This is a genomic window from Micromonospora sp. CPCC 205539 (genome assembly GCF_036906815.1).
GTDB lineage: Bacteria > Actinomycetota > Actinomycetes > Mycobacteriales > Micromonosporaceae > Micromonospora.
Genome location: NZ_JBAKHW010000018.1, coordinates 132619 through 150340, shown reverse-complemented (window position 1 = coordinate 150340; position 17722 = coordinate 132619). Strand labels below are relative to the sequence as shown.

Genomic DNA, 17722 nt, shown 5'->3' with positions numbered 1-17722 from the left:
GCGCCGCAAGCTCGCCGACGGCGACGGCATGTCCGTCATCGTCACCATCATCGACGAACTCGCCATGTTCTCCACGGTGCTCGGCACCAAGGCACAGCAGGAGGAGTTCTCCACCCTCCTGCGAGGGCTCGTCTCCCTCGGCCGCGCCTGCGGCATGCCGGTCGTCGCCGCGACGCAGCGCCCGTCCTGGGACATCATCCCCGCCTCGTTGCGGGACCTGTTCGGCTACCGGGCCGCGTTCCGGTGCACCTCGCTGAACAGCTCGAACATCATCCTCGGTCAGGGCTGGGCCGAGCAGGGCTACACCGCCTCCGACATCTCGCCCACCAACCAGGGCGCGGCGTACCTCCTGGCCGAAGGCGGCGTTCCCCGCCGTATCAAGGCGGCCTACCTCACCGATACCGACATCTACAACATCGCCGACTACGCCGCCTGGACCCGCCGACCCACCAACGGCACCAGCACCGGCACTCCGGCGGTCAACCCGACTGAGTGGGAGATGGCGGCATGACCACCCGCGAACGCGCCTACGCCCGCGCGAACAACCAGCGGGCCGCCCAATACACCGAACTGTGGATCATCGGCCGTCCCGAAGACATCGCCGCCATGGTCCAGGTCGCCTCGGCCAGCGGCCGACTCGTCTACGTCTCCGCGCCAACCCTGATGGGCGGCGACGACACCCGCCAGCGCCGCTACCTGCGGCTGCGCACCAACTAGTCGGCCGACAGGACCGGATCTGCCTCGCAAGCTCGCCGGTCCTGCCGACCTTCCACCAACAACCCATTCGAAAGGACGTGGCTGCCATGAAGGCTACCCACAACCCACCCACCACAGCACCGGTCACCCCTGCTGACCTGCTGCGGATGGCCGCCCTCTACCTGCGCCGACACGGCTGGACCCAGGGCGACTACTACACGATCGTCTTCGACGCCCTCACCCCCCGGGCCTGCGTCTCCGGCGCTATCGCCATGGCCGCCTACGGCACTGCCACCGACTTCCCGTTCGGTGTCGACCGGCCCGAGCGGTCCGACTTCCGTGCCGCCTTGGGCGTCCTGCGGGACTTCCTCGACCTGGGGTGCACCTCCCGCCTGTTCGGGTGGAACGACAAGCCCGGCCGCACCGCCGCCGAGGTCATCACGACGCTCACCGCCGCTGCCGACCGGTGGGACTCCCTCCACAACGAGGGAGGCGGGAACTGATGAGCACCGTCAAGAAGCCCTTGACGCCGAAGGTGCCTCGGCAGAAGCGCCGCACCGTCGTCGAGAACGACGAGTTCGCCGCGTTCGGCCGTCGGATCATCCGCGCTCATGGCCGTCGCGTCGCCACCGGCGATGTGGAAGCCCTGCGCGACCTGGTCGCCCTCTCGTCGGTCATTGACGACGCGATTGGTGAGGCCGTGATCGGCCTTCGGGCGTTCGGCTACTCCTGGTCGGAGATTGGCTCCCGTCTCGGGATCTCCAAGCAAGCCGCCCAACAGCGCTGGGGCGGTGAGAAGCCGTGACCGATCTGCGCAGCGTCGACCTGGACAACCTGGCCGAGCGGACCGGTATCCGGGTCGAGTTCTACGACCCGCTGGGCACCCGCTACGGGTTCCCCACCTTCCCCTACCACTGCGCCCCCACCGGGCTGGCCACCGTGCGGCAACTCCGCGCCGCCGGCCTCCGCCCCGGAGGACACGACCCGGTCGCGCAGATCTATTGGCGGCACCGCAAAAACCGGCGGGTCGCCTACCTCTACCGCCTCGACCTGGCCAAGGCCAAGCGCACCGCCACACCCGCCCAGCGGGAGGCCATCGCCAAAGCGCTGCTCGCCCGCCGGACCTGCCGCATCTGCCAGCAGGTCAAGCCCTACTACATCCCCCGCCGCTACGGCGAATGCCTCGACTGCCACGAAGGGAACCCATCGTGAGCTTCAACCTTGCTGACTCCTGCCTGTGGTGCATCGAGCAGAACACCCCTGCCGGCATCCTCGACATCCTTGGACCGGTCTTCAAGCCCTGCCCGGCCTGCCTGCCCGTCTGCCGCATCTGCGAGGGCGACGGCCTGTTCCCCGCCGACTTCACCTGCATCCCCTGCTTCCTCGACAGACTGGCCGCCCTCGGCATACGGCCGCTGTTCTGCGTCGGCTGCTCAGGCGTGACCGACCTTGAAGAACTCGGGACCGTTCCGGAGGTGACTCCTCATGGCCACCACTGACCCGACTGCCGTCACCGAGCAGTTCGCCACCGAATACGCCCGCAACGCCGTCCCGACGATGCTCAAGGCGATCAGCTCCATCAAGCGCTACAACCGCTTCGTCTTGCTCGGCGCGTTGCTGACCAGCTACCTGCACCAGGCCCACTACTTGTGGACCCAGAACGCCGGCTACTTCGCCTACCTCGTTCCGCTGATCTTCGACGCCGCGATGGTGTCCATGCTGACCGTCGTCCGCACCAGCGGCATCGCCAAAGACGCCAAACGCGGAGCCATGGTCGTGTTCGCCGCCGCCGCCATGCTGTCGGCCACCATCAACTTCGCCTCCCCCGGCAGCCTCGGCCTACGCCTGGTCTTCGCCCTGGTCGTCGTCCTCGTCATCGGCGTCGAACTCGTCGCCGGACGCATCCGCCCCGACTTCGCCGCCATCCAAGCCGAAGCCGCCGCCCTCCTCGCCGCCGTCAACCAACTCACCGAAACCGCACCGGCCACCGAGCCCACCACCACCCCGGCCGTCGACACCCCGCCGGAGCCTGCTCCGGTCGTTGACATCCCGCCGGTACCTGCGCCGGCCGCCATCACGGCACCCGCCTTCGCCCCGATCCCGGTCGCCCGGCCCGAGGTTCCGGCGCACCTGATGCCCACCGCCCGATTCGTCATCGGACGCCACGAACAGAGCACCGGCAGACCCATCACCACCGACGAACTCGCCGACCTGCTCTCCGTCACCCCGGACATCGCCCGGGAACTGCTGCACACCATCACCGGCCACACCCCGGCCGTCAACGGCACCCCCATCGGTGGTGCCCGATGACCATCCACGTCGTCGACATCGACTACACCTTCCACACCTGCCCGGCCTTCGCCGAGCCGCACATCTACGACACCCGACGCGCTGTCATCGACGTCATCCCCGGCGGGCCCTGCCGGACCCCGGTCACCATCCGCTGCGGCGACACGACTGCCGTCGTCGCCTGTCACCGGCACGAACCGGCCGACCGCCAGTGCGGCGCCTGCCGCATCATCGTCACCCAACACACCATCACCACCCGGCACCTCGCCGAGGCTGCCTGATGGTTTCGACGCTGGACCTCACACCCCGCGCTTCGGCCCGGGGTGTGGGCTCGAACGCCGACACCATCCCGTTCGTCGGCTACACCGCCGCCGGCTCCGCGTTCACCCGCGCCCAGCAACCCGACTACTTCGGCTGGCTGGAGCACGTCCGCGCCGCCGCCGGCTGCACCCGCCCCATCCGCCTCGCCGGGCAGCTCCTCAGCGTCGAGCCCGCCACCGGGCGACTCCTCGACGCCCGCCACACCGACCACATGCCCGACGCCGCGATCTACAAGGCGTGCGGCAACCGCCGCGCGGCTGTCTGCCCCGCCTGCGCCCAGACCTATCAACGCGACGCCTACCAACTCCTACGCGCCGGCCTCGTCGGCGGCAAAGGCGTCCCCGAGACGGTCGCCGCGCACCCGGCGGTGTTCGCCACGTTCACCGCTCCGACCTTCGGCACCGTGCACGCCCGAGTGGTCAAACGGCACACCTGCGCCAACCGCAAGCGCTGCGACTGCCGGGCCGAACCGTGCCACGCCCGCCGCACCACCGACCCCACCGCCGGAATCTGCGCCCACGGCCGCCCCGCCGTCTGCTGGGCCAGACACGAGACCGGCGACACGGTGATCGGACGGCCGCTGTGTCTGGACTGCTACGACCACGATCACCAGGTCGTCTGGAACCTGTTCTCCGGCAAGCTGTGGCACCGCACCAAGCAAGCCGCGGAACGCCACCTCGCCCACCTCGCCCGCCGACGCGGCGTCCCCTCCGTCGAGCTGGTCACCCCCTCCGGAAAGGTCCGCAAGGTCGCCCCGGTCCGGCTCTCACCCGGCAAAGTCGCGGAGCTTCAGGCTCGCGCAGCGGTCCATTTCCACGCCATCGCCCGACTCGACGGCGTCAACCCCGCCGACCCAGACGCGATCGTCTCCCCGCCGTCCTGCTTCACCGTCGACGACCTGGTCGACGCGCTGCGCCACGCCGCCGCGCAGATCGCCTACACCACCCCACCGCACCCCGACCGGGCCGGCGGCTGGTCGATCACCTGGGGCGCACAACTCGACCTGGAACCCATCGCCACCAGCGGCACGGGAGAGGTCACCGACAGCCTCGTCGCCGGTTACCTTGCCAAGTACGCCACCAAGAGCACCGAGGTAACTGGGCACCGCTCCGTCAGGCTCACCGCCGACACCATCGGCGACTACGCCGATCCCGACGGCGACCACACCGCCCGCCTCATCGACGCCTGCTGGCGCATCGGCCGACCCACCAGCACACCCGTCCCGCTCTCGCAGCGGCCCCGGGACCACCGGCCTACACCCGGCTTCGTCGACCGCTGGACCTGCTCTGACTGCGGCACCCACACCCGCTACGCCGCCTGCCCCACCTGCGTCGCCGACCGTCAAGCCAGCCTTGACGCTGAACCGACGAAACCAACGGGCAACCCTTACGCCCGGCTACGCCGCTGGGCACACATGCTCGGCTACGGCGGCCACTTCCTCACCAAAGCTCGCCGCTACTCCGTCACCTTCCAACTCCTACGCGAGACCCGCGTCGCCTTCCGCCGGCACGAGCACGAGCACCAGGCCGACGAGCAACCCGCCGCCCTGCGGGCCGTCGACCACCTCGACGACACCACCCCGCTCATCGTCGGCACCCTCACCTTCGCCGGCGTCGGCTGGCACACCACCGGAGACGCACTCCTCGCCAACACCGCCGCCGCTCTCGCCCGCGAACGACACGCGACCGGCCGCGAAGAACTCGCTTACGAACTCGGCACCACCCCCGCCGGCAACGCGCCGGTCGCCGCCTGACCCCTCGACCCCGGGAGAAGAGATGACCACCACGCAACAGCCCAAGCTCTGGACCGTCGATGACGTGTCGGCGTACCTCGGTGTCCCGGTGCAGACCCTTTACACCTGGCGCAAGCGCCGCACAGGTCCCCCCGCCGGCCGCGTTGGTCGGCATCTGCGTTACGACCCGGACGCCGTTCGGGCCTGGTTCGAGCAGCAAGCCGTAGCCTGAGGGGAGGAACGTCGTGGCGCACGTCGAGGATCGCTGGTACAAGGCTGTTGTTGGTCCGGAGGGCAAGTCGGAACGGGTCAAGACCCCTCTTCATGGGAAGGGGCTTCGTTACCGGGTCCGGTACATTGCGCCGGATGGCCGGGAGCGGTCGAAGTCGTTCCCGGACAGGGAGAAACGGGCTGCTGAGGCATTTCTCGTCTCGATGGAGTCGGACAAGCTGCGGGGTACCTACATTGACCCGGCCGCCGGGAAGCTGACGTTTCGTCAGTACGCCGAGCAGTGGTTAGCCGCGCAGACCTTCGACGAGTCGACCCGGGAGGCGACGGAGCGGCGGCTACGCCGGCATATCCTCCCGTTCCTCGGTAGCCGGTCCCTCGCCGCGATTCTGCCGACTCATCTGCGCGAGCTGGACCGCTCGCTACAGCAGCTCGGCCTGGCGGCCACCTACCGCGTCGTCGCCTACAGCAATGTCGCCACGATCCTCAACGCGGCTGTCGACGACGGCCGGATCGCTCGGAACCCATGCCACGCGAAGACTGTCCGGCCGCCAAAGGTGCCGCCCCGCAAGGTGGTGCCCTGGTCTCGGGAACAGGTGCTCGGCATCCGTGCCGGCCTGCCGGCGCGCTACCGGGTCGCCGTCGACCTGGGCGCGGGCTGCGGACTTCGTCAGGGCGAAGTTCTAGCCCTGGCCGTGGAAGACATCGACTTTCTTCGGGGCACCCTGCATGTCGTCCGTCAGTTGAAGATTGTGGGTAGCCGGCTCGTCTACGCGCTGCCCAAGGGTCGCAAGACGCGAGACATTCCGTTGCCCGCGTCGGTGGGGGCAGCCCTTACCGGTCACCTGGAGGCGTTCCCTCCGGTGGCGGTGACGCTGCCGTGGGAGGTTCCCGGCGGTGCTCCGGTCACCGTCAACCTGGTCGTTCATGGGCGCACAAACGTCGCCTTGGACCGGCATACGTTCAACCGGGACTACTGGCACCCCGCGCTGACGGCTGCCGCGATCCAGTCCTCACGGGCCACCGGAATGCATGCGCTGCGGCACTTCTACGCCTCGGTCCTGCTCGACGCTGGGGAGAGCGTCAAGGCGCTGTCGGAGTACCTGGGCCACGCGGACCCGGGCTTCACCCTGCGCACGTACACGCACCTGATGCCGGCCAGCGAGGACCGCACGCGGCGCGCTGTCGACAAGGTGCTCGGGTCACCCTCGGACGGCCTGGCGACGGCCTAGCGGCGATCATGGCTACGTTCTGGCTGGTAGCGGGCGGCATCTCTCCAGTTCAACAACTACCGGTAGCTGACGCCGTACCAGTTTGCGGTCTCCCCGGGCTTCGGCGTCAACCGCACGTTGGTGCCGCCCGGGTGGTCGAACATGCGCACCCCGTCGCCGAGCAGCACGGGAGCGAAGAACATGAGGATCTCGTCGAGCAGCCCGGCCTGAATGCATTGCTTGGCGACGTTCGCGCCGAGGATATTCACGTACCTGTCGCCGGCGGCCTCCTTGGCCTGCGCGACGCCGGTCTCGAGGTCACCGACGAACGTGACGCCCGCGGTGGGCTCGGCCGGCGGGCGGTGGGTGAGGACGAACACCGGCCCGTGGTACTGGCCGCCGAAGGCGCCCTCGCTGTCGGTGCCGCGGTTCGGGTCGTCGCCACCGAAGGTGCGGTTGCCGACCAGGATCGCGCCGACGTTGTCCAGCAGGCGCTCCGCCGTCGGGTTGTCACCCATGAGGTGCTCGGTCAGCCAGGACATGTCGCCGCCGGGGCCGGCGATGTAGCCGTCGAGCGACGCCGTCGCGGAGTACAGCAGTTTGGCCATGACGGTCAGTCTGCTGGACCACCGGTGGTGGGAGGCAAGACCCTGGTTCCTTGATGTCGGGTTATCCGCCGGCCGGAGATGGCCCGACATCAAGGAAGCCGTGGCAACAGGAAGAGCCGCGGCAACAGAAATGGTCAGACGGCGACGGGCTCGTCGGTGCGTACCGTCGAGGCTTCCGCGCGGGCGATGGGCCCGGCGGGCAGCGCCGCGACCGCGGCCCCGACGGCGACCGCCGCTCCGGCGAACACGAACGCCCACGGCACGCCGCCGGCGTGGTCCACGATCAGACCGGCGACCGAGCCGCCGGCGGCGCTCGCCGCCACCGCCACCGTGACCACCCAGGTGTACGCCTCGTTCAGCATGCCGGTCGGGGCGATCCGGCCGACGAGGGTGTTCTCCAGGGTCAGCGCGGGCGCGATGGTGGCCCCACCGACGACCAGCGCGACGCCCAGCGCCAGCGGTGTGGGCATCACCGCGAACACCACGAAGGTGCCGGCCAGCGCGGCAAGCAGCAGGGCGAACTGCCGGGTCATGTTCGGTGCGGGTTTGCGGACGCCGAACCAGAAACCACCAATGGCGCTGCCGATCCCCCAGACCGCGAGCAGGAGGCCGGCCAGGCTCTCCGAGTCACCGGTGGTGTGGCCGCTCGCGTACGCCGGAACGATCACCCCGGCGGCACCGAACGCGATGCCCAGGCCGGCCACGCAGATCAGCAGCGCCGGGAAGCCGGCGACCCGCAGCGGGCCGAGCCCTCGGGCGTGGTGCTCGCGCGCGTGCGGGCGCCAGCTCCGCATCACCTGGCCGAGTGCCACGGCGGTGGTACCGACCAGGGTGACCACGGCGGCGCCGATGAGCGCGGCGGCGGCGTCGGCGACCAGGACGAACGCGGCGACGAGCAGCGGGCCGAGCACGAAGACAATCTCGAACAGCGAGGTCTCGGCGGCCAGCGCGGTGTTGCGCAGGGGGTACCGCCCGGTGCCGGGGCCGGTCAGGTCGTTCCACGCGCCACGGATGGCGGCGGTGAGCGGCGGGTAGGTGGCTCCGGCGACGGCGGCGGCGAGGTAGATGGCCGCCAGGGCGTCGTCGCCCGACCGGCTGGCCAGCAGCAGCCCGGTGAGCGCCAACGGGTGGGCCACGGCGGTGACCAGCAGCACCGGGCTCGGCCCGACCCGGTCGGCGATCCGGCCGGCCACCGGGCTGAGCGCGGCACCGGCGACGGCGTAGATCCCGCCCGCCACCGCGGCCAGCGCGTACCGGCCGGTCACCTGCTCGACGACCAGGAGCAGCGCCAGCGGTGTCATGCCGATCCCGAGTCGGCCGATGACGCCGGTGACCAGCAGCATCGGTGCGCCGGGGATCCGCCAGACACCCAGGTACTGGCGCAGTGCCGCCACCGTGAACCTCCCGAGGATGTAATGAGTGTGAGCCGTTTAGACCCTAACGCCGACGGTCGGAGGACAGTACCGGTTATCGGTCGCGGACAGCACTCCGCCCGTACCCGGTGCGACCGGGTACGGGCGGAGTACGGAACTCAGCGGGTCAGCGCTGGAACTGGACCGGCCCCGAGTTGGCGGCCATCCGCTCCAGCCGGGCGACCCGGTCCGCCATCTTCGGGTGGGTCGAGAAGAGCGCGGCCACGGCACCACCGGAGAACGGGTTGGCGATCATCAGGTGCGCGCTGCTGGTGAGCGTGCCCTGAGCCGGCAGCGGGCGCTGACGGGCCACCGCGTCGATCTTGCGGAGCGCGCTGGCCAGGGCCAGCGGGTCGCGGCTCAGCTCGGCGCCGGAGGCGTCCGCCTGGAACTCCCGGCTGCGGCTGATCGCCAGCTGGATGATCGTCGCGGCGATCGGACCCAGGATCAGGGTCAGCAGCAGTACGGCCGGGTTCGGGCCGTCCTCGTCGTCGCTCCCACCGCCCAGCGGGATGAACCAGGCGAGGTTCGCCAGCAGGGTGATGATGCCGGCCAGGCCGGCCGCCACGCTCGAGATGAGGATGTCCCGGTTGTAGACGTGTGACAGCTCGTGCCCGATCACGCCGCGCAGCTCACGGTAGTCGAGGACCTCGGTGATGCCCTGGGTCACGCAGACCGCCGCGTGCTGCGGGTTGCGCCCGGTGGCGAACGCGTTGGGCTGCGAGGTCGGGCTGACGTAGAGGCGCGGCATCGGCTGCTGGGCCTCGGTCGCCAGCTCACGCACCATCCGGTACAGCTCGGGGAACTGCGCCTCGGTGACCGGTTGCGCCCGCATCGAGCGCAGTGCGAGCTTGTCGGAGAAGAAGTAGGAAACACCGTTCATGACCAGCGACACGAGGACGGCGATGACCAGGCCGCCACTGCCACCGAACCCGTAGCCCACCGCGAGGATCAGGGCGGTGAGCAGGCCGAGTAGCGCGGCGGTCTTCAGACGGTTGTGGTGCACGATCTCTCCTTCGGTGCACGGATCGCCGGGATCCGCTGACCGGTTCAACAACCCGGTACCCGCCAACCATCCGTCTCAACGCTGAGAGTTGACTGAGACCCGATCCGCGCGTCAGCGGCCGGCCAGGTCGAGCACCAGTTGCGGAGCGACACCGAGCACCACAGCGGCCACCGTCGCCACCGCCAGCACCACCGCCACCACACCCCTCAGGGGTACGGCCACCGCGCCGCCGGCCGCGGTGGACGTCGCTGGCGGCGCCCACAGGGTCGCGGTCACCCGCAGGTAGTAGGCCAGACCGATCACCGAGTTCACGGCCACCACCAACGCCAGCCAGGTGACGCCGCTGTCCAGCAGTGCCCGGACCACGGTCACCTTCGCGAACAGCCCGGCGAGGCCGGGCGGCAGGCCGGCCAGGCCGATCAGCGCGAGACCGAGCGCGGCACCCTGCCACGGGTGGAGGCGAGCCGCCCCACGCAGGTCGTCCAGCGTGCCGCCGTCCGCGCCCGTCGGGCGCAACGCGGTCACCCCGGCAAACGCGGCCAGCTCCAGCACCACGAAGAAGACGACGTACGCCACCGCGGCGGCGTACGCGGCGGCCTGCCCTTCACCGGTGCGGCCGGTGGCCATGGCGAGCGCCCCCAGCGGGGCGAGGATGTAGCCGGCCTGCGCGACCGAGGACCAGGCGAGCAGCCGGACGGTACGGCGCTGGCGCAGGGCGACCAGGTTGCCGACGGTCATGGTGAGGACCGCGAGCACGGCGAGCACCGGACCGGTCTGGTCGGCCGGCAACGCCCGCTGGACCACGGCGAGCAGCGCGACCACACCGCCGAGCTTCGACGCCGTGGAGAGGTACGCGGCGACGGGCAGCGGCGCCCCGTCGTAGGTGGCCGGTGCCCACGCGTGGAACGGCACCGCCGCCACCTTGAACGCCAACCCGACCACCACCAGCGTCACCGCGGCGGTGGTCAGCGGCAGGTCCCGCAGCTCCGGCTGTGCCGCGAGCAGCGCGCCGAGCCGATCCAGGTGCAACCCACCGGTGACCGCGTACAGCAGTGCCGCGCCGAGCAGGGTCAGCGTGGTGGCCACCACGCTGACCACGAAGAAGGTGACCGCCGCCTCGGCGCTGGCCAGGCTCCCCCGGCGCAGGCCGACCAGCACGTAGAGCGGCAGCGTCAGCGTCTCCAGCGCGACGATCAGCGTGATCAGGTCGCCGGCCGCGCCGAGCACCACACCGCCGGTCATCGAGCAGGCGAGGAGGAAGCAGTATTCCCCCACCGGCGTTGGCCCGGCTCGCAGCGCGGGCGCGGACAGCCCGAGCACAGCCAGGGTGAGCAGGGCAACCACCGCGCCGATCAGGGCCGCGCGACCGCCGAAGATCCAGGAGCAGTCGGCGCCGACGCAGAACGTCCGGCGCTCCCCGCCCGCCCCGACCAGGATGGCGCCGGCGGCGGTGCCGAGCGCGCCGAGCGCCGCCACCGCGACCGTGGCGCGCGGTCGGGCCACCAGCAGGTCGACGACCAGCACGAGTACGGCGGTGCCGGCGGCCAGGTAGGCCGGGAGCAACGCCACGCTGTCCACGCTCTGCACCCCGGTCATGGGAAGACCACCCCCACCAGCGCGTCGACCGGGTCCTCGGCGACGCCGAGAATCAGAGCCGGGGCCAGCCCGATGGCCAGCGCGAGCAGCACCAGCGGCACCCACGCGGTCAACTCCGCGCCGGCCAGGCCGGGGCCGACCTTGCCGACCGCCGTACTCGCCCGGCCATGGGTGACCTGACGCAGCAGCCGCAGGAAGTACGCGGCGGTGAGCGCGCCACCGACCGCGGCCAGCACCCCGAGAGTCGTCCAGAGCGGGCCGCCCACCTCGACCGCCGCGATCACCGCGAACGCCTCCCCCCAGAAGCCGGCCAGACCGGGCAGGCCGAGCGACGCTATCGCCGCGAATGCGAGCAGGCCAGCCAGCCGGGGCGCGGTCTCCCGCAGCCCGGACAGCTCGGCGAGGCTGCCCGTGCCGGTACGGTCCTTCACCGCGCCCGCCAGGAAGAACAGCAGGCCCGTGATCACCCCGTGCGCGACGTTGCCGATCAGCGCGGCCTGGATGCCGGTGGTGGTCAGTGTGGCGACGCCCAGCAGCACGAAGCCCATGTGCCCCACGCTCGAGTAGGCGATCAGCCGCTTCACCTCGGTCTGCGCGAGGCACACCAGTGAGCCGACGAGGATGGCGGCGACGGCCAGTACGCCGAGCACCGGCGCTGCCCAGCGAGCCCCCTCGGGCGCCACCCCCACCGCGACCCTGATCAGGCCGTACGTGCCCATCTTGAGCAGCACCCCGGCCAGGACGACGCTGCCGACCGTGGGCGCCTGGGTGTGTGCGTCGGGCAGCCAGGAGTGCAGCGGCCAGAGCGGGCTCTTCACCGCGAAGGCCAACGCCAGCAGCGTGAACGCCGTGAGCTGGGTGCTCCGGGACAGCCCGCTGCCACCGGTCAGCGCCGCCAGATCGGCGGTGCCGGCGGCGGCGACCACGACGTACACGCCGACCAGCAGCAGCACCGAGCCGAGCAGCGTGTAGAGCGCGAACTTGCGCGCCGCCCGGCGCCGGTCCGCGCCACCCCAGCCGGCGATGATCGCGTACATCGGTAGGAGGACGATCTCGAAGAACAGGAAGAACAGCACCAGATCCAGGGCGAGGAAGGTGCCCAGGATGCCCACCTCGACCACCAGCAGCAACGCGACCAACGTCCGGCCGCTGCCACCGGCCGGCACCCGCCAGAGCGTGTAGCCGCAGCAGAGCAGCGTGAGCAGCGCGGTCAGCACCACCAGCGGCCAGGAGATGCCGTCGACGCCGAGGTGGAAGCGCAGGTCCAGACCGGGCACCCAGGGCAGGTCCACCTGGTGCCAGGGACGCACCGCCGGCGCGCCGGGTGACCAGGCGAACCAGCCCTGGTCACCGAACACCAACGGCACCGTGGCCAGCAGGGTCAGGGCGGCCACGACGGTGCCGACCACCCGGGCCGCCTTGTCCCCGGGCGTCGCCGCCACCGCGACCGCGCCGAGCGCCGGCACCGCGAGGACCGCGACCAGCAGCGCCTGCCCCACATCCATCACATGGCTCCGATCAGTGCGGCGGCCAGCCCGATCAGCAGCGCGCCGGCGAGCACCCCGGCGGCAGCGCGGGGCAACGCCGCCCGATGCAGCGCGGCCAGGCCGGCACCCAGACCGGACGCGGCCCGCCCGCTGCCCTCGACCGCCCCGTCCACGACCACCTCGTCGCCGGTGCGCACGGCCCGGGCCAGCGCCCGGACGGGGCGTACCACCAGGGCGTGCTGGACGTCGTCGAGCCGGAACGCGCGGGCGAAGATCGGCCGCAGCGGACCCAGCGCGGCCGCCGGATCGGCGGCGCTGTCCCGGCGCCAGCCCAACACCACCAGTCCCGCGCCGACCAGCAGGAACGCCAGCGGCAACAGCACCCCCGGCCCGAGGTGGACCAGACCGTCCTCGGCGCCCGCCACCGGCACGGTGGCGAATCGCAGCCGGTCGGAGAACGCCCCGACGAACCCCGCCAGACCGAGCAGGGCGGCCGGTACGGCCAGCAGCAGCACCGGCCAGCGCAGCACGGCCGGCGGGTCGTGCGGCCGGACCAGCGGCAGCCGAGGGGTGCCGAAGAAGGCCCGCAGCAGCAGGCGGCCCGCGTACCAGGCGGTGATGGCCACGCCGACCAGGCCGGTCAGCCAGACCAGCCAGCCCAACCAGGAGGGCGTCGGGCCGGTGCCCTCCCGTGCGGCAGCCTCGGCCACCATGAGCACACCGTCCTTGCTCCAGAAGCCGGCCAGCGGCGGCACCCCGGCCAGCGCGCCCAACCCCACCACCGTGCTCCAGAAGGTCACCGGCATGCTGCGGCGCAGCCCGCCCATCTCCGACATCAGGGTGGTGCCCACCGCGTGGATCACCGCGCCGGCGGCGAGGAACAGCAGCGCCTTGAACGCGGCGTGGGTGAGCAGGTGGAACAGCGCCGCCGACGGTGAGCCGACCGCCAGCGCGCCGGTCATGTAACCCAGTTGGGAGACGGTCGACCAGGCCAGCACCCGCTTGATGTCGTCCTGGGCGGTGGCGGCCAGCGCACCGAGCAGCAGGGTGATCGAGCCGAGCACCCCGAGCACGGTCAGCGTGACCGGCGCGGCCGTGAACAGCGGATAGAGCCGGGTCACCGCGTACACGCCGGCGGCGACCATCGTCGCGGCATGGATCAGCGCGGAGATCGGCGTCGGACCGGCCATCGCGTCCGGCAGCCAGGTGTGCAGCGGGAACTGCGCGCTCTTGCCGGCCACTCCGGCCAGCAGCAGCAGGCCCGCCGCGGTCAGGGTCGCGGTGGAGTGGTCGTGGGCGAGCACGTCGGCGATCCGGAAGCTGCCCGTCGACACGCCGAGCAGCGCGATGCCGAGCAGGAAACCGACGTCGCCGACCCGGGTCACCAGGAACGCCTTCATCGCGGCGGCGGGCGCGCCGGCCAGTCGGCGGTCGTGGGCGATGAGCAGGTACGAGCAGATGCCCATCACCTCCCAGCCGACCAGCACCATCATCAGGTCACCGGCGACCACCACCAGCAGCATCGCGGCGGTGAAGAGACTGATCTGCGCCGCGTACGGCGGGTAGCGGTGATCGACGTCGACGTCGTCGTGCGGGCCACGCCGCAGGTAACCGATCGAGTAGACCTGCACGGCCAGGGCCACCACGGCGACCGCCACCGCGACCAACGCGGCGGCGCCGTCCAGCCGGACGCCGAGCGTCACCGTCAGCCCGCCGAAGTCGACCCAGGTGGTCGACGTCTCGCGCGGGCCGTCGACCGTGACCAGCAGCGCGATGGCCAGCGCCAGCGCGCCGACCGCACCGGTCACCCCGAGCGCGATGGCCAGCCGCCGGGCCAGGTCACCGCCGCCGGCGTCGGACGTGCGGTGCCGTGGGGCCGGCGGCAGCAGCAGACCGAGCAGCCCGGCAACCAGCGGTACGGCGGGCAGCAGCGCCCCGAGCAGCCCGCTCACCGGCCCACCTCCGAGTCACGGCCGGCGGTGCCGGCGACGGCGGGCTGCGGCGACTCGGTCGGCTCGGTCAGCGGCACCTCGTCCACCGCCACGCTCGCCCGCAACCGGTAGAGCTGGAGGACGATCGCCAGACCCACCCCGATCTCGGCGGCCGCGAGGACGATGACGAAGAGCGCGAAGACCTGACCCGAGTGCGGCAGCACGGCACGCGCGGTGGTGTCGGCGGTGACCAGGATCAGGTTGACCGCGTTGAGCATCAGCTCGACCGCCATCAGCACCAGCACGGCGTTGCGTCGACGCAGCACGCCGTACACGCCCAGGCCGAACAGCAGCGCGGCGGTGACGTACGGGATGACGGGCCTCACCGGCGCGCCTCCGGCTCGGGCCGGCGGCCGATGTCCGGACGGGAGAGCACCACCGCGCCCACCAGCGCGGCCAGCAGCAACACGGAGAGCACCTCGAACGGCAGCACCCAGGATTGGAAGATCTGCTCCCCCAACCGTTCCGCGGTGCCCGCGCCGGGCAACTCGACGGTGCTCCACCGGTACGCGTCGACCAGCAGGACCGTCAGCCCCAGCCCCGCGCCGCCACCGATCAGCGCCGCCGGGCAGCCGGGCCGGTCCAGGTCGTCGGAGGCACCGATCGGCGCCCGGGTCAGCATCACCGCGAACAGCAGCAGCACGACCACCGCACCCACGTAGATCAGCACCTGCACCCAGGCCACCAACTCGGCGCCGAGCACCAGATAGTCGCCGGCCAGCGCGCCCAGGCAGACCACCAGGTAGAGCCCGGCCCGCACCAGGTGTTTCGTGGTCACCACCAGCACGCCGGAGCCGAGCGCCACCGCGCCGAGAGCGATCAGCAGCACATCCGCGCCGGTCACCGGCCCGCCCCCACGGCCAAGGAGTGTCGGCCGGTCACGACGCGGGACCCGGGTCGGCGCCGGGCTCGGGGCGTACCGCTGACGGGGCCGGACGCGCGGCGGCCGCCTTGCGCGCGGCCGCGGTCTCCTCCTTGGCCGGCTCGCCGTTCGGGTCGTGCGCGGGCGGCGGCGGAACGGTGGCCATCCACTCGCCGAGGTGGTCCTTGTCGTGCAGCAGGTCCTTGATGTCGTACTCGGCGTACTCGAATTCGGGGGACCAGTAGAGCGCGTCGAACGGGCAGACCTCGATGCAGATGCCGCAGTACATGCAGAGCGAGAAGTCGATGTCGAACTTGTCGAGCACGTTGCGCTGGCGGGGGCGGGCGGCGCCGGGCACCACCACCTCCTCCTTGTGCGAGTCGATGTAGATGCACCAGTCCGGGCACTCGCGGGCGCACAGCATGCAGACCGTGCAGTTCTCCTCCGACAGCGCGATCACGCCGCGCGAGCGGGGCGGCAGCTCGGGGGCCACATCCGGGTACTGCTGGGTGGTCGAGCGGCGGGTCATCGTCTTGAAGGTGACCGCCAGCCCCTTGACCAGGCCCGCGCCGGGGAGGCCGCGCTCGCCGGTGCCGGCGGCCGGATCGCCGTGCTCGCTGGGGTCGCTCATGTCGACCATCCTGCCCTGTGGCCTCGGCGCGCGCGACCACCACCCGTCCGGCGGTGGATCACGCCCCGGTGACGCTCATACCGCCGGTGGGCGGGAGCATCTCGACGCCGAGCTGTTGCAGGAGCTGGAACAGCTCGTTGCAGCTCCACACCTCGACGATCCGGCCCGCCTCGTCGAAGCGCAGGAACGTCGCCCCCGAATAGCTGACCACCTGCCCGGTCGCCGGCACCGGCCCGAACTGCCCGGCCTGGGTGCCGGCCGCCCGCCAGTGCACCGCAACCCGCTCGCCGGCGGCCACCACGTCCACGATCTTGTAACGCAGGTCGGGGAAGGCGGCCCGCCGTTCGCGGTGCCAGGCCAGCGTCGCCTCCGGCCCGGTGCCGCCCAGCCCCGGGCACTCCTCGGCGATCAGCTCGTACGCGGACTCCTCCCGGCGGGCGTTCCACACGTCGGCGATGAAGCGCCGGGCCGTCGCCTCCACATCCGTCATGACGGGCAGGGTAACCGGAACCCAGCCCCGCCCCGCCGGACCGGCAGGCGGGACGGCCGTTGATCCGCGAGGATAGGGCGGACACGGCAACCGGACCGGGAGGGCTTCGTGGGCGAGGAGACAGGCGGGAAGTACGTCGAGCCGGGTGGCGAGTTCACCCGGGATCAGCGCTACATCGCCACCCGGATCACCGAGGACGGGCGGGACGGGTACCCGGTGGAGCCGGGCCGCTACCGGTTGGCGGTCAGCCGCGCGTGCCCATGGGCCAACCGGTTGATCATCGTACGGCGGCTACTCGGCCTGGAGGACGCCATCTCGATGGCGGTGGCCGGTCCCACCCACGACGCCCGGAGCTGGACCTTCGACCTCGACCCCGGCGGCCGGGACCCGGTGCTCGGCATCGAGCGCCTTCAGGAGGCCTTCTTCAAGCGCTTCCCCGGCTACGAGCGCGGCATCACCGTGCCGGCGATCGTCGACGTGCCGACGGGCCAGGTGGTCACCAACGACTACGCGCAGATGAGCCTCGACCTGTCCACCCAGTGGGGCGCGTACCACCGTGAGGGCGCAGCACAGCTCTACCCCGAACACCTGCGGGCGGAGATCGACGAGGTCAACGACGTGGTGTTCCGGGATGTCAACAACGGCGTCTACCGGTGCGGTTTCGCCGGCAGCCAGGAGGCGTACGACAAGGCGTACCACCGGCTCTTCGAGCGGCTGGACTGGCTGAGCGCACGCCTGACCGACCAGCGTTTCCTGGTCGGCGACACCATCACCGAGGCCGACGTGCGGCTCTTCACCACGCTGGCCCGCTTCGACCCCGTCTACCACGGCCACTTCAAGTGCAACCGGCAGAAGCTGAGCGAGATGCCGGTGCTGTGGGCGTACGCGCGGGATCTCTTCCAGACTCCGGGGTTCGGCGACACCATCGACTTCGACCACATCAAGCGGCACTACTACGAGGTGCACCGCGACATCAACCCGACCGGGATCGTCCCGCTCGGCCCGGACCTGCGCAACTGGCTCACCCCGCACGGCCGGGACGCCCTCGGCGGTCGCCCCTTCGGCGACGGCACACCACCGCCGCCTCCGCCGCCGGCCGAACGCGTCGACCCCGCCCACACGCCGCTGCGCTGACCGGCGCCCGAGGTCCACGCCCTCCCTT

21 protein-coding genes and 1 pseudogene are annotated in these 17722 nt (G+C 71.5%); 12 read left to right on the top strand and 10 right to left on the bottom strand.

Annotated features, from left to right (window positions below):
* From V6V47_RS18000 to V6V47_RS17950, 11 genes and pseudogenes are all read left to right on the top strand, one after another.
* Positions 1 to 511: pseudogene (locus V6V47_RS18000) on the top strand (FtsK/SpoIIIE domain-containing protein); the annotation flags it as partial.
* Positions 508 to 717 (top strand): hypothetical protein, encoded by a 210-nt coding sequence (locus tag V6V47_RS17995; protein ID WP_334629412.1) that lies wholly within the window; start codon positions 508 to 510, stop codon positions 715 to 717. The pseudogene V6V47_RS18000 and the gene V6V47_RS17995, both read left to right, overlap by 4 nt.
* 86 nt (positions 718 to 803) lie before the next feature.
* On the top strand, positions 804 to 1199 hold the full coding sequence (locus V6V47_RS17990) for a DUF6197 family protein (RefSeq protein WP_334629411.1): 396 nt from the start codon (positions 804 to 806) through the stop codon (positions 1197 to 1199).
* A complete protein-coding gene (locus tag V6V47_RS17985) occupies positions 1199 to 1501 on the top strand; it encodes a hypothetical protein (protein ID WP_334629410.1) in 303 nt (100 codons plus the stop codon). Before V6V47_RS17990 ends, V6V47_RS17985 begins: the two co-directional genes overlap by 1 nt.
* A 20-nt stretch (positions 1502 to 1521) precedes the next feature.
* On the top strand, positions 1522 to 1908 hold the full coding sequence (locus V6V47_RS17980; protein ID WP_334629420.1) for an RRQRL motif-containing zinc-binding protein: 387 nt from the start codon (positions 1522 to 1524) through the stop codon (positions 1906 to 1908).
* A complete protein-coding gene (locus V6V47_RS17975) occupies positions 1905 to 2195 on the top strand; it encodes a hypothetical protein (protein WP_334629409.1) in 291 nt (96 codons plus the stop codon). Before V6V47_RS17980 ends, V6V47_RS17975 begins: the two co-directional genes overlap by 4 nt.
* The gene (locus V6V47_RS17970) at positions 2182 to 3006 is read left to right on the top strand and encodes a DUF2637 domain-containing protein (RefSeq protein WP_334629408.1); all 825 of its coding nucleotides are present in this window, start codon (positions 2182 to 2184) and stop codon (positions 3004 to 3006) included. Before V6V47_RS17975 ends, V6V47_RS17970 begins: the two co-directional genes overlap by 14 nt.
* Positions 3003 to 3266 carry a hypothetical protein gene (locus V6V47_RS17965; protein WP_334629407.1) on the top strand — a complete coding sequence of 88 codons (264 nt, stop codon included), beginning with the start codon at positions 3003 to 3005 and terminating at the stop codon, positions 3264 to 3266. The genes V6V47_RS17970 and V6V47_RS17965 overlap by 4 nt, the downstream gene beginning before the upstream one ends.
* Positions 3266 to 5059, top strand: a complete 1794-nt coding sequence (locus V6V47_RS17960; RefSeq protein WP_334629406.1) for a replication initiator — start codon at positions 3266 to 3268, stop codon at positions 5057 to 5059. The genes V6V47_RS17965 and V6V47_RS17960 overlap by 1 nt, the downstream gene beginning before the upstream one ends.
* A gap of 22 nt (positions 5060 to 5081) precedes the next feature.
* Positions 5082 to 5270 carry a helix-turn-helix domain-containing protein gene (locus V6V47_RS17955; RefSeq protein ID WP_334629405.1) on the top strand — a complete coding sequence of 63 codons (189 nt, stop codon included), beginning with the start codon at positions 5082 to 5084 and terminating at the stop codon, positions 5268 to 5270.
* A 13-nt stretch (positions 5271 to 5283) separates the two neighbouring features.
* On the top strand, positions 5284 to 6498 hold the full coding sequence (locus V6V47_RS17950) for a tyrosine-type recombinase/integrase (protein WP_334629404.1): 1215 nt from the start codon (positions 5284 to 5286) through the stop codon (positions 6496 to 6498).
* A gap of 56 nt (positions 6499 to 6554) precedes the next feature.
* Here the strand turns inward: V6V47_RS17950 and V6V47_RS17945 are convergent, their stop codons facing one another.
* The 10 genes from V6V47_RS17945 to V6V47_RS17900 form a co-directional block, all read right to left on the bottom strand.
* Positions 6555 to 7085, bottom strand: coding sequence for a dihydrofolate reductase family protein (locus V6V47_RS17945; protein ID WP_334629403.1), 531 nt, complete (start codon positions 7083 to 7085; stop codon positions 6555 to 6557).
* Between the two features lie 134 nt (positions 7086 to 7219).
* A complete protein-coding gene (locus V6V47_RS17940) occupies positions 7220 to 8479 on the bottom strand; it encodes an MFS transporter (protein ID WP_334629402.1) in 1260 nt (419 codons plus the stop codon).
* Positions 8480 to 8624: 145 nt separating this feature from the next.
* Positions 8625 to 9503, bottom strand: a complete 879-nt coding sequence (gene htpX, locus V6V47_RS17935) for a zinc metalloprotease HtpX (protein WP_334629401.1) — start codon at positions 9501 to 9503, stop codon at positions 8625 to 8627.
* Between the two features lie 111 nt (positions 9504 to 9614).
* Positions 9615 to 11099 (bottom strand): NADH-quinone oxidoreductase subunit N, encoded by a 1485-nt coding sequence (locus V6V47_RS17930; RefSeq protein WP_334629400.1) that lies wholly within the window; start codon positions 11097 to 11099, stop codon positions 9615 to 9617.
* A complete protein-coding gene (locus V6V47_RS17925) occupies positions 11096 to 12604 on the bottom strand; it encodes a complex I subunit 4 family protein (RefSeq protein WP_334629399.1) in 1509 nt (502 codons plus the stop codon). Before V6V47_RS17925 ends, V6V47_RS17930 begins: the two co-directional genes overlap by 4 nt.
* Positions 12604 to 14538: an NADH-quinone oxidoreductase subunit 5 family protein gene (locus V6V47_RS17920; RefSeq protein ID WP_334629398.1), complete on the bottom strand. Its 1935-nt coding sequence runs from the start codon at positions 14536 to 14538 to the stop codon at positions 12604 to 12606. The genes V6V47_RS17925 and V6V47_RS17920 overlap by 1 nt, the downstream gene beginning before the upstream one ends.
* Positions 14535 to 14903, bottom strand: a complete 369-nt coding sequence (gene nuoK / locus V6V47_RS17915) for an NADH-quinone oxidoreductase subunit NuoK (RefSeq protein ID WP_334629397.1) — start codon at positions 14901 to 14903, stop codon at positions 14535 to 14537. Before nuoK ends, V6V47_RS17920 begins: the two co-directional genes overlap by 4 nt.
* Positions 14900 to 15421, bottom strand: coding sequence for an NADH-quinone oxidoreductase subunit J family protein (locus tag V6V47_RS17910; protein WP_334629396.1), 522 nt, complete (start codon positions 15419 to 15421; stop codon positions 14900 to 14902). Before V6V47_RS17910 ends, nuoK begins: the two co-directional genes overlap by 4 nt.
* Before the next feature lie 34 nt (positions 15422 to 15455).
* On the bottom strand, positions 15456 to 16079 hold the full coding sequence (locus tag V6V47_RS17905) for a NuoI/complex I 23 kDa subunit family protein (protein ID WP_334629395.1): 624 nt from the start codon (positions 16077 to 16079) through the stop codon (positions 15456 to 15458).
* 49 nt (positions 16080 to 16128) lie between these two features.
* Positions 16129 to 16560, bottom strand: a complete 432-nt coding sequence (locus V6V47_RS17900) for an ester cyclase (protein ID WP_334629394.1) — start codon at positions 16558 to 16560, stop codon at positions 16129 to 16131.
* 108 nt (positions 16561 to 16668) lie between these two features.
* Here V6V47_RS17900 and V6V47_RS17895 point away from each other — a divergent pair, with 108 nt between their 5' ends.
* Positions 16669 to 17694 (top strand): glutathione S-transferase family protein, encoded by a 1026-nt coding sequence (locus V6V47_RS17895; protein WP_334629393.1) that lies wholly within the window; start codon positions 16669 to 16671, stop codon positions 17692 to 17694.
* The last annotated feature ends 28 nt before the right edge of the window (positions 17695 to 17722 follow it).

Coding starts and splice junctions, on each gene's coding strand:
- V6V47_RS17960 (WP_334629406.1), top strand. CDS start 3,266: ATGGTTTCGACGCTGGACCTCACACCCCGCGCTTCGGCCCGGGGTGTG.
- V6V47_RS17965 (WP_334629407.1), top strand. CDS start 3,003: ATGACCATCCACGTCGTCGACATCGACTACACCTTCCACACCTGCCCG.
- V6V47_RS17905 (WP_334629395.1), bottom strand. CDS start 16,079: ATGGTCGACATGAGCGACCCCAGCGAGCACGGCGATCCGGCCGCCGGC.
- V6V47_RS17985 (WP_334629410.1), top strand. CDS start 1,199: ATGAGCACCGTCAAGAAGCCCTTGACGCCGAAGGTGCCTCGGCAGAAG.
- V6V47_RS17990 (WP_334629411.1), top strand. CDS start 804: ATGAAGGCTACCCACAACCCACCCACCACAGCACCGGTCACCCCTGCT.
- V6V47_RS17925 (WP_334629399.1), bottom strand. CDS start 12,604: ATGGATGTGGGGCAGGCGCTGCTGGTCGCGGTCCTCGCGGTGCCGGCG.
- V6V47_RS17945 (WP_334629403.1), bottom strand. CDS start 7,085: ATGGCCAAACTGCTGTACTCCGCGACGGCGTCGCTCGACGGCTACATC.
- V6V47_RS17955 (WP_334629405.1), top strand. CDS start 5,082: ATGACCACCACGCAACAGCCCAAGCTCTGGACCGTCGATGACGTGTCG.
- V6V47_RS17970 (WP_334629408.1), top strand. CDS start 2,182: ATGGCCACCACTGACCCGACTGCCGTCACCGAGCAGTTCGCCACCGAA.
- V6V47_RS17995 (WP_334629412.1), top strand. CDS start 508: ATGACCACCCGCGAACGCGCCTACGCCCGCGCGAACAACCAGCGGGCC.
- V6V47_RS17900 (WP_334629394.1), bottom strand. CDS start 16,560: ATGACGGATGTGGAGGCGACGGCCCGGCGCTTCATCGCCGACGTGTGG.
- V6V47_RS17930 (WP_334629400.1), bottom strand. CDS start 11,099: ATGACCGGGGTGCAGAGCGTGGACAGCGTGGCGTTGCTCCCGGCCTAC.